The organism is Mycobacterium sp. E2699 (genome assembly GCF_001666745.1).
GTDB lineage: Bacteria > Actinomycetota > Actinomycetes > Mycobacteriales > Mycobacteriaceae > Mycobacterium.
The window spans coordinates 61394-77086 of sequence record NZ_LZJH01000016.1 but is presented as its reverse complement, the minus strand read 5'-3'; the positions used below and the strand labels follow the sequence as shown (position 1 = coordinate 77086).

General features: G+C 68.8%; 9 protein-coding genes and 1 riboswitch. Of the genes, 6 read left to right on the top strand and 3 right to left on the bottom strand.

Annotated features, from left to right (window positions below):
- Positions 1-38: 38 nt before the first annotated feature.
- The 4 genes from A5696_RS01115 (at position 39) to metE (ending at position 5603) form a co-directional block, all read left to right on the top strand.
- A complete protein-coding gene (locus tag A5696_RS01115) occupies positions 39-881 on the top strand; it encodes an SDR family oxidoreductase (protein ID WP_067872184.1) in 843 nt (280 codons plus the stop codon).
- Positions 882-909: 28 nt separating this feature from the next.
- The gene (locus A5696_RS01110; RefSeq protein WP_067872066.1) at positions 910-1566 is read left to right on the top strand and encodes an SDR family oxidoreductase; all 657 of its coding nucleotides are present in this window, start codon (positions 910-912) and stop codon (positions 1564-1566) included.
- A gap of 141 nt (positions 1567-1707) precedes the next feature.
- Positions 1708-2562, top strand: coding sequence for a cytochrome P450 (locus A5696_RS01105; protein ID WP_067872063.1), 855 nt, complete (start codon positions 1708-1710; stop codon positions 2560-2562).
- 427 nt (positions 2563-2989) lie between these two features.
- A riboswitch (cobalamin riboswitch) is annotated at positions 2990-3196 on the top strand.
- 136 nt (positions 3197-3332) lie between these two features.
- Entirely contained in the window at positions 3333-5603 is a 2271-nt protein-coding gene (gene metE, locus A5696_RS01100) for a 5-methyltetrahydropteroyltriglutamate--homocysteine S-methyltransferase (protein WP_067872060.1), read from the top strand.
- Between the two features lie 55 nt (positions 5604-5658).
- On the opposite strand, the gene A5696_RS01095 is transcribed toward metE, so the two are convergent.
- From A5696_RS01095 to prpD, 3 genes are all read right to left on the bottom strand, one after another.
- Entirely contained in the window at positions 5659-7425 is a 1767-nt protein-coding gene (locus A5696_RS01095) for a DUF3556 domain-containing protein (RefSeq protein ID WP_067872057.1), read from the bottom strand.
- A gap of 132 nt (positions 7426-7557) precedes the next feature.
- Positions 7558-10941 (bottom strand): pyruvate carboxylase, encoded by a 3384-nt coding sequence (locus A5696_RS01090; protein WP_067872054.1) that lies wholly within the window; start codon positions 10939-10941, stop codon positions 7558-7560.
- 116 nt (positions 10942-11057) lie between these two features.
- Positions 11058-12563, bottom strand: a complete 1506-nt coding sequence (prpD, locus tag A5696_RS01085; protein ID WP_067872182.1) for a 2-methylcitrate dehydratase PrpD — start codon at positions 12561-12563, stop codon at positions 11058-11060.
- Positions 12564-12688: 125 nt separating this feature from the next.
- On the opposite strand from prpD, the gene A5696_RS01080 reads away from it, so the two are divergent.
- Together A5696_RS01080 and A5696_RS01075 are read left to right on the top strand one after the other, a co-directional pair.
- Positions 12689-13750 (top strand): diguanylate cyclase, encoded by a 1062-nt coding sequence (locus A5696_RS01080; RefSeq protein ID WP_156738204.1) that lies wholly within the window; start codon positions 12689-12691, stop codon positions 13748-13750.
- 142 nt (positions 13751-13892) lie between these two features.
- Positions 13893-15269 (top strand): FAD-dependent oxidoreductase, encoded by a 1377-nt coding sequence (locus tag A5696_RS01075; RefSeq protein ID WP_067872048.1) that lies wholly within the window; start codon positions 13893-13895, stop codon positions 15267-15269.
- Positions 15270-15693 lie beyond the last annotated feature (424 nt).

The following is a 15693-nucleotide window of genomic DNA, read 5'->3' as shown; positions in this document are numbered from 1 at the left end:
TTAGAACCGGGTTGGCAGTGAACGAGAAGGAGATTTCCATGACTGTTGTCGATCGGTTGCGCTACGACGGCAAACGGGCTCTCGTCGTCGGCGGCGCCACCGGCATGGGCGCCGCGGCGGCCAAGTCGGCGGGCGAGCTGGGGGCCGAGGTGATCGTGATGGATTACGCGCCGGTGAACTACGACGTCGCCAAGTCCATCCAGGTGGACCTGCGCGACCCGGCATCGATCGACGCCGCCGTCGAGCAGCTCGACGGACCGATCCACGCGCTGTTCTCGGCCGCCGGCATCGCCGACGGGACGACCGACCTGATGGCCATCAACTTCATCGGCCATCGCCATCTCATCGACCGTCTGCTCGCGAAGAACCAGCTTCCCGCGGGCTCGGCGATCTGCTTCATCTCCTCGGTGGCCGGCATGGGCTGGGAGAACGACCTGGAGCTGCTCACGGAGTTCCTCGCCACACCGGACTTCGCGGCCGCCCGGGACTGGGTCAAGGCGCACGAAGCGGAAGGCATCATCCACTACGGCTTTTCCAAGAAGGTCGTCAACGCCTACGTCGCGACCCAGGGCTACCCGCTGCTGAAGAAGGGCATCCGGATCAACGCGATCTGCCCGGGCCCCACCGACACCCCGCTGGCCCAGGCCAATGCCGACCTCTGGCTGACCTTCGCCCAGGACTACCGCGACGAGACCGGCTCGAAGGTCCACACCCCGGAGCAGATGGGCGACGTGATGGCGTTCCTGAACAGCGCCGCCGCCTTCGGCGTCAACGGGATCACGCTGCTGGTCGACTACGGGCACACCATGGCGTCGCTCACCGGCGCTTACCCGCCCGGCAAGCCGATCATCGACCTGATCATGGGGCGGGTGAAGCTGTAGAAGCGGGTACGACGCTACCGTCGAAGGCATGGCGCGAGTCATCATCATCGGCGGCCACGGCAAGGTCGCGCTGCAGCTGGCCCGCATCCTGGCCGGCCGCGGCGACGAGGTGAGTTCGGTTTTCCGCAACCCCGACCACACCGACGACGTAGCCGCGACGGGCGCGCAGCCGGTCGTCGCCGACATCGAGCGGCTCGACACCGACGCGCTGGCCCGGCTCAGCGCCGGGCACGACGCCGTCGTCTTCTCCGCCGGGGCGGGCGGCGGCAACCCGGCGCGGACCTACGCCGTCGACCGCGACGCGGCGATCCGGGTGATCGATGCCGCCGCGCGGGCGGGTGTCAGGCGGTTCGTGATGGTGTCCTACTTCGGCGCCGGGCCGGATCATGGTGTGCCGAGCGACAATTCGTTCTTCCCGTATGCGGAGGCCAAGGCGGCCGCGGACGCGCATCTGCGCGCCAGCGACCTGGCTTGGACGGTACTGGGTCCGGGCCATCTAACGCTGGAGCCGGCCACCGGCCGAATCGTCATCGGCAAGGGGAAAGGCGAGGTCTCCCGGGAAGATGTCGCGCTCGTGGTGGCCGCGACACTGCACGACGACTCGACCATCGGCCGCACCATCGACTTCAACAACGGTGCCGGTGGGAACGGCGTCCCCATCGCCGAGGCGCTGGCTGACCGGTAAACTCCGCTGCCGCGGAGGCTTTCGGGGCGCGGATTTGCTCTCAGGCATGGAAGGAGGAGGCATCTGAAGCTTTCCGACTGCCCCGTCTTTCCCGCCGAGGCGGGAACCGCCCTCAGCACGGACCGCGGCTTGGGTTGGCGCTTGGCACGACAGGCCGGCCCGGTTCTGCAAGACCCGGGAGCCAACTGGGTGTTTGTCGTCGGGCGGGAGGAGGTGCTGGCGCATCTGGACGATGCGAGGCTGGATCGCGCCCGCGCTGTTCCCGACCGCGACCTCGAGGTCCACCAGCAGCTGTTCGCGCCGAAGGCAGCCCATGACATTGCGGCGGCATTCCGTCCGACCGCCGCCGCGCTGATCGATCGTTTCGCCGCCGCCGGTGGCGGAGACGCGGTGGCCGCCGTGATCACGCCGATGGCCGGCGCCCTTTTCGACATCGTGGCACGCCTGCGGCTATTGCCCGCTGAACACCTGGCGGGGCGATCCGGCCACGTCTTTCTCGAGGCCTGCCGCAATCTGTTCAAACACGCCGGCTGGCACCTGTTCGAGTTGGCGCGCCACCCCGACTTGTGCGAACTGCTTCGAGGTCAGCCTGAGCTGATACGCGGGTTCGTTGAAGAGGTCCTGCGGTTGGAGCCGATGGTGCAAGGCTGCCAACGTTTCACCACCCAGCCGACGACCGTCGGTGGGGTAGAGCTGCCGCCCGGCATGGTGGTGATGTTGTGTATCGCCGCGGTGCAGCGGGACGGCAGCGACGCCATGTCCACCGATGACCTTGTCATCGGCGTTAGGGCGCACCGGCATTGGAGTCTGGGTGCGGGGTCGATGCGGTGCCGCGGCGGGCACATCGTCCGGCAGGTGTTGCGCGTGCTGGTCGAGGAATGGGTCGACCGGGCCGGGCACCTCGGGCTGGTGCCCGGTTTCCGGCCGGTGGCCGGGTTCCCGAATACCGAGAGCTCGTTGTGGCTGCCGGAGCTACCGCTGGTGACGAGGGCTTAGTACCGGTCGGCGCCCCGTCCTCAAGGTTGCGCGGGACCGGGCGCGGGCGCCTTTCCCGACAGGCACTGCTGAAGCTCCGGACTACCGGGGGCGAAGTCGAAGCCGCAGTTGCAATCGCGAGCGTCCTTGGGCGGGAGCGCATTGCAATAGTCGGAGCCGGCCGAGGCCGATGGCGCGGTCCACACAACACCGGCGGCCAAGGCCGCCGCTGCAGCGCCGAACGTGGCCGTCAATCGTCTCGTCTTCATGTTGGGATTCCTTTTCTCTGGAAGGCCCCGCTCGTTAGCGGCGTCTGCCCCGCCGACCTCTGATGACGGGCACGCTAACAGAGGATCGGTTACGGCTCACCTCGAGCGACCGCCTCGTTCGGACGTTCACGCGGTAAACTCCGCTGCGCAGCTGGTCTGCCGTCGCCGCAACCGCGGCGCCGGCATCGAGCGAGGCAGGTTAGACGTGCGTCGCGAGAGGGAACCCGGTGGGAGTCCGGGACTGTCCCGCAGCGGTATGCAGGAACGACCGCCGTCACAAGCACTGGTCTGAGAAACATCGGAGACCGGGAAGCGACGGCCACTAGGAGCACCACCGCGGTGCGCGCCTGCGAGTCCGAAGACCTGCCAGCGGTGCCGGGCGCGCCGCGTCCGGCCGGCTCACCGCCTCGTGGAATGGGCGTTTGGCCGTACCGGTGCGGTGTAACCCGAAGGCGTTCACCGTGTTCGGATCGGCTGCGCGTCCGCGGCGGTGAGCGCCCCGTCGATCGATAGGACGAAATCGTGACCTCTCAACCCTTCACGGCAACGGTTACCGGCTCCCCGCGCATCGGCCCGAAACGCGAACTCAAACGCGCGACCGAGGGTTACTGGGCCGGACGCACCAGCCGAGCGGACTTGGAGTCCGTCGCCGCCTCGCTGCGCCGCGACATGTGGTCTCACCTGGCGTCGGCAGGCCTGGACTCGGTCCCGGTGAACACCTTCTCCTACTACGACCAGATGCTCGACACGGCCGTCATGCTCGGCGCGCTGCCGACGCGGGCCGGCGATGTCCCCGACGAGCTGGACCGCTACTTCGCCCTCGCTCGCGGCAACTCCGACGTCGCACCCTTGGAGATGACCAAGTGGTTCGACACGAACTACCACTACCTGGTCCCCGAGATCGAGCCCGCGACCACGTTCGCGCTCAACCCCGACAAGGTGCTCTCGGAGCTGAAAGAGGCTTTCGCGCAGGGCATTCCCGCTCGGCCCGTCGTCATCGGCCCGATCACCTTCCTGCTGCTGAGCAAGGCCGTCAACGGCGGCGGCGCGCCGATCGAGCGGCTGGAGGAGCTGGTTCCGATCTACGCGGAACTGCTCGCCCGGCTCGCCGACGGCGGGGCGCGATGGGTGCAGTTCGACGAGCCCGCGCTGGTCACCGACATCTCGCCCGACTCGCCCGCGCTGGCCGAGGCGGTGTACAACGCGCTGGGCGCGGTGAGCAACCGGCCCGCCATCCACGTCGCCACCTACTTCGGCGACCCGGGCGCATCGCTGGCGGGGCTGGCCCGCACGCCCGTCGAAGCCATCGGCGTCGACCTGGTGGCCGGCGCGGACACCGCGGTGGCGGGCATCCCGGAGCTGTCCGGCAAGCTGCTCGTCGCCGGCGTCGTCGACGGGCGCAACGTGTGGCGCACCGACCTGCAGGCGGCGCTGGGCAAGCTGACCACCCTGCTGGGTTCGGCTGGCGCGGTCGCGGTTTCGACGTCGTGCTCGACCCTGCACGTGCCGTATTCGCTGGAGCCCGAAACCGGTCTCGACGACAACCTGCGCAGCTGGCTGGCGTTCGGGGCCGAAAAGGTCCGCGAGGTGGTCACCCTCGCGCGCGCACTGCGCGAGGGACGTGACGCGGTCGCCGAGGAGATCGCGGCGTCCAACTCCGCCGTGGCGTCGCGCAAGGGCGATCCGCGGCTGCACAACGGTGAGATTCGGGCGCGCATCGACTCGATCCTCGAGGCGGGGGCGCACCGCGGGGACGCGGAGCAGCGCCGCGCCAGCCAGGAGGCGCGGCTGCACCTGCCGCCGCTGCCCACCACGACCATCGGCTCCTACCCCCAGACCTCCGCAATCCGCAAGGCGCGCGCGGCGTTTCGGGCGGGTGAGATCGACGAGGCCGAGTATGTCGCCAAGATGCGCAGGGAGATCGCCGACGTGATCGCCCTGCAGGAGCAACTGGGCCTCGACGTGCTGGTGCACGGCGAGCCGGAGCGCAACGACATGGTGCAGTACTTCGCCGAGCAGCTGGAGGGCTTCTTCGCCACGCAGAACGGCTGGGTCCAGTCCTACGGCAGCCGCTGCGTGCGCCCGCCGATCCTCTACGGTGACGTCGCGCGGACCCACCCGATGACCGTCGAGTGGATCAGCTACGCCCAGTCCCTGACCGACAAGCCGGTGAAGGGCATGTTGACCGGGCCGGTCACGATCTTGGCCTGGTCGTTCGTCCGCGACGACCAGCCGCTGGCCGACACCGCGAACCAGGTGGCGCTGGCCATTCGCGACGAGACCGTGGACCTGCAGGCCGCAGGCATCGCGGTGATCCAGGTCGACGAGCCGGCGCTGCGCGAGCTGCTGCCGCTGCGCCGCGCCCAGCAGGAGGACTACCTGCGTTGGGCGGTGGCGGCTTTCCGCCTGGCCACCTCCGGTGTCGCCGACTCGACGCAGATCCACACCCACCTGTGCTATTCGGAATTCGGCGAGGTGATCGGCGCCATCGCCGACCTGGATGCCGACGTCACGTCCCTCGAGGCGGCCCGCTCGCACATGGAGGTGCTCGACGACCTGAACTCCGTCGGCTTCGCCAACAGCGTCGGCCCGGGCGTCTACGACATCCACTCGCCTCGGGTACCGAGCGCCGGCGAGATGGCCGAGTCGCTACGCGCCGCGCTGAGAGCCGTGCCACCGGAACGGCTTTGGGTCAACCCGGACTGCGGGCTGAAGACCCGCAACCCCGACGAGGTGACCGCGTCGCTGCGCAACATGGTCGCCGCGGCCCAGGAGGTCCGGGCGAGCGCCTAGCTTTGGCGCGAGCGTAACCACGCTGAGATTCTGGGACCGAAATTTCGCAGCGCGGTTACGCTCGCGGCGACTCCGGCCTTTCGGCCGGCACGTCGGCCGGTTCCGACAGCACCTGGACCGGCACGTCGTCGGCCCAGGGCTGCCGGGTCACCATGTCGGCGACGCGCACGATGCCGCGCTCGAACTCGCCGGTGGCGGCGTCCACCAGCCGGTAGGCCTGGGTCTGCTTGTGGATGGGCTGCGCGTCGAGCAGGACGACGCGCACCTCACCCGGCTCGAAGTGGCAGCGCTGCTGCATGGCGGTGATGAGTTGCTCGTTGTGCATGTGGCCGTCGCCGAAGTTCCAGCCGATCGCGGTGCTGCAGATCCGCTCGCCGTCGGTGATGACGTAGTCGTCCTCGTTGTGCCCGGCCATGGCGCGGTGGGCCAGCGTGAACAGGGCCCGGCCGTGGGTGTTGAACCCGCGGAACGCATACCCCATGTAGATGGGGATCTGCGCGGCCTCCGGGCTGCCGTAGAACCGCTCCAGCTGGGCCTGCGGCATGCTGGCGATCGCAATGATGCCCCGGCCGATCTTCTCGTTGGCCGACGGCTTGATGCACCACAGCGTGGTGTCCCAGTTGCCGGCGTAGTAGCGCATGCCCGGCAGGAACGAGATCTTGCGCGGAAACATGTTGCCCAGCACGACGATTCCGGCGATGACGACGAACAGGATCGCGACCAGCACCGGATGCCTCAGGTCGCTGAGCCCCAGGTTGGCGTGCGCGACGAACAACGACAGCACGCCGAAGATCATGAAGACGTTCCACTCCAGCGGCACGCCCATCGGGATCGACACCAGGATGCCCAGGTGGAAGCACACCATCACGATCGCGGCCACCGTCGTCGGCCAGCCGCCGTGGCAGAAGAACAGCGGCAGTGGCACCAGCATCTCGATGGCGGTGCTGACGTGGGCCAGGAGCCGGGACAGCCGCCCGGGCCGCAGGTCGTCGGGGAACTTTTCGAAGAAGCGCCGCTTGAGCCACCGGGGGCGCACCAGCGGGTTGTTGGACATCATCGTGGAGATCACGAACGGGAAGTGCTTGTTGAGCTTCGAGGTGGCCGCGCCCATCCAGATCACCAGGAACACCACCTTGGACCCGACGATCATGTCGGGGCCGCCGAACAGGAAGGTCACGGCCATCGCCGCATACACCTCCCCGCGGGCGGCCAGGAAGATCACCTTGTCGCGCAGCCCGGCCGCGGCGAGGATCAGCAGGATCCACACGATCTCCCACGTCGGCAGCAGCCCCACTTTGGTGCCCAGCTCCGGCACCGGGCCGGTGCCGTCGGAGAACAACGCCCACAGCGTCAGCACCAGCAGCGCCGCGTACAGGAAGACGTCCACCGGCCTGCGGGCGGTGCCCTTGGTGAACGGAACGCGGTCCGGCCACGGTGGCAGTCGGATGGTGCCGAACCGCATCCAGTACAGGATCGAGCCCATCGGCGGGAAGAAGCGGTTGTTCAGCGGGCCGAAGCCGCAGCCCAGCCCGATCACCTCGAACAGCATCGTGTAGAGCACGACCTTCTCGAAGACGATCGGCTCGGACCACCAGTGCGCGACGTTCGTGAATCCGCCCAGTCCCTTGGTGGCCGAGGCGAACAGCCAGCCGCCCAGGATGTAGAGCAGGATTTTCAGGACGTAGAACAGGTGCAGCGCGACCGGCGTGCCGAAGCCCACCTCCGCCCAGTGCCGGGCCATCGGACGGATCTTCTCGCTGCGGGTGCCCTTGTTCCACTCCGCCATGTCGAGCTGGGGCAGGTCGGGTTTGAGAAATCCCATGGTTTGACAGATTAGAACGCGTTCTAGGCGCGCGGCTTGGGTTGGGGCAAAGAATCCTTTGCCCGCGAGTTAAGCGCCGGATACCGTCAAGTCGCCAGGAGAACTTCCACGCCCTGATCGACGTCGGCGCCGTCAGCTGATCACCACCAGGAGGTCGCCGCCCTCGACCTGGGCGGTCTGGGCGACCGCGACCCGCGCGACCTTCCCGGCTTTGGGAGTGGTGACGGCGGCCTCCATCTTCATCGCTTCGATGGTGGCGATCGTCTGGCCGGCTTCGACCTCCTCCCCCACGTCGCTGGTGACGGTGACGACACCGGCGAAGGGGGCCGCGATGTGGTCGGGGTTGGTGCGGTCGGCCTTTTCGGCCGCGGGCACGTCGGCGGCGATGCTGCGGTCGCGCACCAACACCGGCCGCAACTGCCCGTTGAGGATGCACATCACGGTGCGCAGGCCACGTTCGTCGGGATCGGAGATCGCCTCCAGGCCGATCAGCAACTCCACACCGCGCTCCAGTTCGACGCGGTGTTCGTCGCCCTGCCGCAACCCGTAGAAGAACTGATTGGCGCTCAGCCGGGAGGTGTCGCCGTATCGCTCACGGTGGTCCTCGAGTTCCTTGGTGGGCCCCGGGAACAGCAGCCGATTCAGCGTTGCCTGGCGCTCGGCGCCGGGCGCGGCCAGCGCCAACTCATCGCCGGCCGAAAGCTGCTGCTCCGGCCTCGCCGGGCCGCGACCCTGTAATGCCTTGGTGCGCAAGGGCTCCGGCCATCCCCCGGGCGGATCGCCGAGTTCACCGCGCAGGAAGCCGATGACCGAGTCCGGGATGTCGTAACGCGCCGGGTCGTCGGCGAAGTCCCGGGCGGTGATGCCCGCCCCGACCAGGGCCAGCGCCAAGTCCCCGACCACCTTGCTCGACGGGGTGACCTTGACGAGGCGCCCGAGGATGGCATCGGCGCCGGCATAAGCGTTTTCGATGTCCTCGAACCGGTCCCCGAGGCCGAGCGCGATGGCCTGCTGCCGCAGGTTCGACAACTGCCCGCCGGGGATCTCGTGGTGGTACACCCGGCCGGTCGGGGCCGGCAGCCCGGATTCGAACGGCGCGTACACCCTGCGCAGCGCCTCCCAGTACGGCTCCAGGTCGCACACCGCGGTCAGCGACAACCCGGTGTCGTAGGCGCTGTGGGCCGCGGCGGCCACGATCGACGACAGTGCCGGCTGGCTCGTGGTGCCCGCGAGCGGTGCGGCGGCGCCGTCGACGGCGTCCGCTCCCGCGTGCCACGCGGCCACGTAGGTGGCGAGTTGGCCGCCCGGCGTGTCGTGCGTATGCACATGCACCGGCAGGTCGAAGCGCGCCTTGAGCGCGGACACCAGCGTCGTGGCGGCCGGCGCGCGAAGCAGTCCCGCCATGTCCTTGATCGCGAGCACGTGCGCGCCCGCCATGACGATCTGCTCGGCGAGCTTCAAGTAGTAATCGAGCGTGTAGAGGTTCTCGGACGGATCGCTCAGATCGCCGGTGTAGGACATCGCGACCTCGGCCACCGCCGTCCCGGTTTCCCGCACGGCGTCGATCGCCGGCCGCATCGATTCGACGTTGTTCAGGGCGTCGAAGATCCGGAAGATGTCGATTCCCGTGCCGGTGGCCTCCTCGACGAATGCCGCCGTCACGGTTTCGGGATAAGGCGTGTACCCCACCGTGTTTCGGCCCCGCAGCAGCATCTGCAAACAGATGTTGGGCATCGCCTCGCGCAGCGCCGCCAACCGCTCCCAGGGGTCTTCCTTCAAAAACCGCAGCGCCACATCGTATGTCGCCCCGCCCCAGCATTCCACCGACAACAGCTGCGGCATCATCCGCGCGATGTAGGGCGCGACCTTGACCAGCCCGCTGGTGCGGACCCGGGTGGCCAGCAAGGACTGGTGCGCGTCGCGGAATGTGGTGTCGGTGACGCCGACGCGCCGCGACTCGCGGAGCCACGCCGCGAATCGCTCCGGCCCCAGTTCGGCCAGGCGCTGCTTGGAGCCCGCGGGCGGGGTCCCCGACAGGTCGATGTCGGGCAGCTTGTCGTGGGGATACACCGTGGACGGACGCTCACCGTGCGGCTTGTTGACCGTGACGTCGGCAAGGTAGTTCAGGATCTTGGTGCCGCGGTCGGCCGAACTGCGCGCGGTGAGCAGCTGCGGCCGCTGCTCGATGAACGACGTCGTGACACGGCCGGCCTGGAAATCTTCGTCGTCCAGCACCGCCTGCAGGAACGGAATGTTCGTTGAGACACCGCGGATGCGGAACTCCGCCACCGCACGCCTGGCCCGGCGCACGGCCGTCGCGAAGTCGCGCCCTCGGCACGTCAGCTTGATCAGCATCGAGTCGAAATGCGCGCTGATCTCGGCGCCCAGCGTCGTGCCGCCGTCCAGCCGGATTCCCGCCCCGCCGGGGGTGCGGTAGGCGGTGATGCGGCCGGTGTCCGGGCGGAAACCGTTGGCCGGATCCTCGGTGGTGATCCGGCACTGCAGCGCCGCGCCGTGCGGAGTGATCGAATCTTGGCTCAAACCAATGTCTTCCAAGGTCTGCCCGCCCGCGATCCGCAGCTGCGCCGACACCAGGTCGACGTCGGTGATCTCCTCGGTGACGGTGTGCTCGACCTGGATGCGGGGGTTCATCTCGATGAACACGTGATTGCCGCGCTCGTCGAGCAGGAATTCGACTGTGCCCGCACACGTGTAGCCGATGCTGCGCGCGAAGGCCACCGCGTCCGAGCAGATCCGTTCGCGCAGTTCGGGATCCAGGTTGGGCGCCGGGGCGATTTCGATCACCTTCTGGTGCCGCCGCTGCACGCTGCAGTCCCGCTCGTAGAGGTGGATCACGTTGCCGTGGTTGTCGGCCAGCACCTGCACTTCGATGTGGCGCGGGTTGAGCACCGCCTGCTCGAGGAACACCGCGGCGTCCCCGAACGCGGACTCGGCCTCGCGGCTGGCCGCCTCGATCGCCTCGGCCAGGCCCGACGGCTCGCTGACCCGCCGCATTCCCCGGCCGCCGCCACCGGCGACCGCCTTGACGAACAACGGAAACGCCATCGACTCGGCGGCGGCCACCAGCTCGTCCACCGACGTCGAGGGCGGCGATGAGCTCAGCACCGGAAGGCCCGCCGCCCGCGCCGCCGCGATCGCCCGCGACTTGTTGCCCGTCAGCTCCAACACCTCGGCCCTCGGGCCGACGAACGTCACACCCGCCGCCGCGCACGCCGCCGCCAGGTCGGGGTTTTCCGACAGAAAGCCGTAGCCGGGGTAGATCGCGTCCGCGCCGCAGGCCAGCGCCGTCTCGACGATCTCGTCGATGGAAAGGTAGGCCCGCACCGGATGCCCCGGCTCACCGATCTGGTACGACTCGTCGGCCTTCAACCGATGCACAGAGTTGCGGTCCTCGTACGGGTAGACCGCCACGGTGGCCATTTCCAGTTCGTAGGCCGCGCGGAACGCGCGGATCGCGATCTCCCCGCGATTGGCGACCAGGACTTTCGCTAACACGCTAATCACGATAGAGCGTCGCGGCGGCCCGACATACTCGCTGAGCCGGCGGCATGCGCCGGCGCATCACGAAATGCGCTGTCGGGGTCCCGATGTCGAAGCCCGTCCGCCGCCCGTCAGAAGATCCCAGGCGGGATGGTCGGCGCCGCGTCGAGCACATGCGGCCCGACCGTGATGTTGAGCGCACCCAGAGCGCCGGGCGGCAGGCCCGGAAGCGCGTCGACCGCCGAGAGGAACCGCCGCCGCTCGGCGTGGCCGACGACGCCCTCGGCCAGCCCGGTGAACTTCCCGATGTACTGCGGGCGCTCAAACGGCCTGGCCCCCAACGGATGCGCGTCGGCGAAGGCGATCTCGTCGATGATCACGTCGCCGTTGTTCATGGTGATCACCGCGCGGGCGCCGAACGCCTTTTCCGCCGGATCGGCGGAGTGGTAGCGCCGGGTCCATTCGGGATCCTCGACGGTGGAGATCTTGTGCCAAAGCTCGACGGTGTCGGGGCGGTGCGCGCGCTGCGGCGCGTAGGACCGCTCGTGATGCCACGCGCCGTCCTGCAACGCGACCGCGAAGACGTACATCGCCGAGTGGTCGAGCGTCTCCCGGGACGCGTCCGGGTCCATCTTCTGCGGGTCGTTGGATCCGGTGCCGATCACGTGGTGGGTGTGATGGCTGGTGTGCAGCACGATCGTCGCGACTTCGCCCGGGTCGCCGATTCGGCCGCGCACCCGGCGCGCCAGGTCGATCAGGGCCTGGCACTGATACTCCGCCGAGTGCTCCTTGGTGTAGCTCTCCAGGATGGCCCGCTTGGGCTCACCCGGCTCCGGCAACGGAACGTGATAGCTGCGCTCGAAACCCGAGAGCAACCGGGCGATCACCCCGTCCTCGCCCTCCCAGATCGGCGCGGGTGAGCCTTCCCCGCGCATGGCGCGGTCGACGGCCTCGATCGCGACCTTGCCGGCCCAGGCCGGAGCGAAGGCCTTCCAGCTGGAGATCAGGCCCTTGCGCGACTGGCGCGTCGCCGTCGTCAGGTGCAGAGCCTGACCGATCGCGTGATAGATCGTCTCCGGTTCGAGACGCAGCATGGCGCCCAGGCCCGCCGCCACCGACGGGCCCAGGTGTGCGACGTGATCGATCTGGTGTTCGTGCAGGCAGATGCCCTTGACCAGGTCGATCTGGATCTCGTAGCCGGTGGCGATGCCCCGGATCAGGTCCGCGCCACCGATCCCGAGATGCTGGGCAACGGCCACCAGGGCGGGGATGTTGTCGCCCGGATGGGAGTAGTCGGCGGCAAGAAACGTGTCATGGAAGTCCAACTCGCGCACCGCGACGCCGTTGGCCCAGGCCGCCCATTCCGGCGAATAGTCGCCCTCGACGCCGAACACCTTCGCCCCGCGCCCCGGTCCGCGGTGCGCCAGGGCCTGAGCCCGCGCGGCCGCCACCGGACGACGGATGACCGAGGCGGCCGAAACGGCGGCATTGTCGATGATGCGGTCGATCACCATCGCCGCCGTGTCCGCGGGCACGGCGACCGGGTCGGCCGCGACCTGCGCGATCTTCCACGCCAGGTGTTCGCTGCGGGGGAAGTGTTCGGCACTGCGCCGCGCCCGCACCACATGCACCAACATGCTGCGCACCCTAGGCAAGCTGGCGGCGCGGCCGCACCGAACCCCGCAAGGTTCGTCGATTTCGCACATGTGCGCCGTCAATGGCTGTTGGATACTGAGCTATCTCCTGAAAGGAGGTGCGCGGCGTGCCCCGATTCGGGTCGTGGCTGGGTCAGCCCGACCAGTTCGATTGGATTACGGATATCTTGCGCGAGCGCGGAGTGCTTCGCGCGGCCCAGTGGACCCTGGCGGCCATCTCGTCGATATCGGCGCTCGTCCCGGTGACCACCATGCTCAGCGCGCGTCACCCGACGGCCGAGGTGGTGCTGGTCGACGCAATGGCGGCGATCTTCGTCGTGGCGGTGAGCGTGTTCTGGCTGACGCACTGGCCGACCCGGGTCCAATCGGAGATCTTCGGGGTGGTCGCCGCGACGTGCATCGCGGGATGGAGCCTGACCCAGTCGACCGCCGCCCTGGCGGCCGTCGGCTGCTGCGCGATGGCCACCAACAGCGGCTATGTGGCCCTCTTCCACGGCAACAGGCTCCTGGTCTTCAGCGCCGCCCTGGCGGTCACCGTGTCCGTCGCGACCGCGGCGCATCTGGCCCGCGAGTTCGACTTGGGGACCGGGCTCGCCGCGTTCTGGGTGATCACCATTCTCAACCTGTCCTTCCCGCTGGCGATGCGAGGGATGTCGCGGGCCCTGGGGACCTACGCGGTGCGCGCCGACGAAGACGCGCTGACCGGGCTCTTCAATCGCCGAGGGTTCATCGCCGCCCTCACCCGGATGCTCGGCGATCCGGACGCCGACGACACCCACCTGATGATGATCATGATCGACCTCGATGCGTTCAAACGCATCAACGACACCTTCGGTCATGCCGCGGGTGACCGCGCGCTGATCGCTGTCGCCGACGTGCTGCGGCAGCAGCTGCCGCCGACGGCGGTGCTCTGTCGCGCGGGCGGCGAAGAGTTCCTCGTCGCCGCGACCGGTCCGTCGCCGAACGCCGAGGAAATTTCGGCGCGGTTGGGCGCTGCGATCGCCGCGCTTCCTCAGGGATTGACCGCCAGCGTCGGTACGGCCACCGCCGACCTGCCGCCCACGGGCACTTTCGACATCCCGGGGCTCATCGAGAAACTCGTCGAGGTCGCAGACAGCGCGATGTACACCGCCAAACGCCGCGGCGGCAACCAGGCCCATCATCTCTGAGTAGCCAAGGGCCACAAGGGGTTTGCCGTCACTGGCGGATGGATGGCTTTGAATCGCCCGCGAATTCCGGGTGAACACACTTCTGCCGCTACCGCGAGCGGTGTAGTTTGCTGCTGGGGCGGACCAGGTGAAGGAGCCTGTCGTGTCGGAGGTCGATTACTGCGTGGTCGGCGCGGGATTCGCAGGTTTGACGGCCGCCCTGCGATTGCAACGAGCGGGCCGAACGGTGGCCTTGCTGGAGGCGCGCGACCGGGTCGGCGGCCGGACGTTCACCGAGTATCGCCCGGACGGGTCGTGGGTCGACCGCGGCGGCGCGTGGGTCGGCCCGGGGCAGGACCGGATTCACGCCCTCATGACCGAATTCGGCGTGCCCGAATACAAGCAGAACCACGACGGCGACGCCATGATGATCGTCGACGGCAAGAAGCACCGCTACGGCGGCACCATCCCGTGGAGCATGAGCCCGTGGGCGGTGGCCAACCTCGGCGCCGGTCTGCTCGAGGTGGACCAGATGTGCAAGACGATTCCGCGCGAAGCGCCGTGGGAGGCGAAGAAGGCCGAGGAGTGGGACCGGATCAGCCTGGGGGAATGGCTCGACAAGAACACAATGTCCCGTCCGGCGCGGGAGATGCTGGACATGGCCCTGGCCGGAACCTACACGTCGGCGGCCTCGGAGACGTCACTGCTGTGGGTGCTGACGCAGATGGGGTCATCCGGGGGCGGTGCCACCTTCGTCATCTCGGGCAAGGGCGGCGCCCAGGACGCGCGGCCGGTGGGCGGGATGGGCGCCATCTACGGCCCGATCGCCGCGGAACTCGGTGCGACGCTGCATCTTTCGCAGCCCGTTCGGCAGATCACCCAGGACGCCGGCGGCGTGACGATCACCGCGGACAAAATGACGGTGCGGGCCCGGCGCGTCATCGTCGCGATCCCCTTGGCGATCGCCGACTCGATCGTCTACGAGCCGATGCTGCCGGTGGACCGCGCGTTTCTGCACCGGCGCATGCCCGGCGGCGCCGTCATCAAGACCTCGGTCGTCTACGACGAACCCTTCTGGCGGGCCGACGGGCTGTCCGGCCAGTCGGCCGCCCCGGGGTCCCCGGCCACCCTCACCATCGACGCCTGCACCGACACCCCCAACCCCGGGATCATGTGCATCATCACCGAGGGGCCCGCGGCGCGCCGGCTGACGCGGCTCGACGACACCGAACGCAAAGCGGTGCTCATCGGCGAGCTCGTCGACCGGTTCGGCGGCAAGGCGAACGCGCCGCTGGACTTCCACGAGCAGAACTGGACTACCGATCGCCACTCCGGTGGCGGGATGATCAGCCACGCACCGACCGGGGTGCTCACGCAATTCGGCTACACCCTGCGCGAGCCCTGTGGTCGCGTCCACTGGGCCGGGACGGAAAGCTCGGCGATCATGTGCGGGTGGATCGATGGCGCGATCCGCTCCGGCGAGCGCGCGGCGGCCGAGGTGATGTCGGCCGAGACGGCTGCGGCGGCGATGCAAAGCTGACGGGGGGCCCGAAAAGACCGTTGCCTGCCGCAGCGCGGGAAACACGGTTCCCGACAGCTCGCCGATGACCGTGGTGATCAACGCCGACTGTCGCCGCGAAACGTGTTCTTCCTCCCGCACGACCACCACGACATAGCCGGTGGCGGCGGCCGCGAGGAGCAGGTGCCCTGCCGTCATCGCCGGCGTAGCCCACAGCGCGACGACCAAGCCCGCCACGATCGGGTGCCGCACCGGCGAATACGCCCGCCATTGGCCGAATCCCCGGTTGGCACTGCGTTTTTCACGCCACAGGAACCACCGGATCCGTAGCTCGAAGCAGGCGATGCGCCGGATGCCGATCGCTGCGAACACGACGATCGCCCATGCCAGCCAGAACAAGGCGTGCAGGCCCAGCCGGCCCACCGGCGATGGCACGTTCCAGACG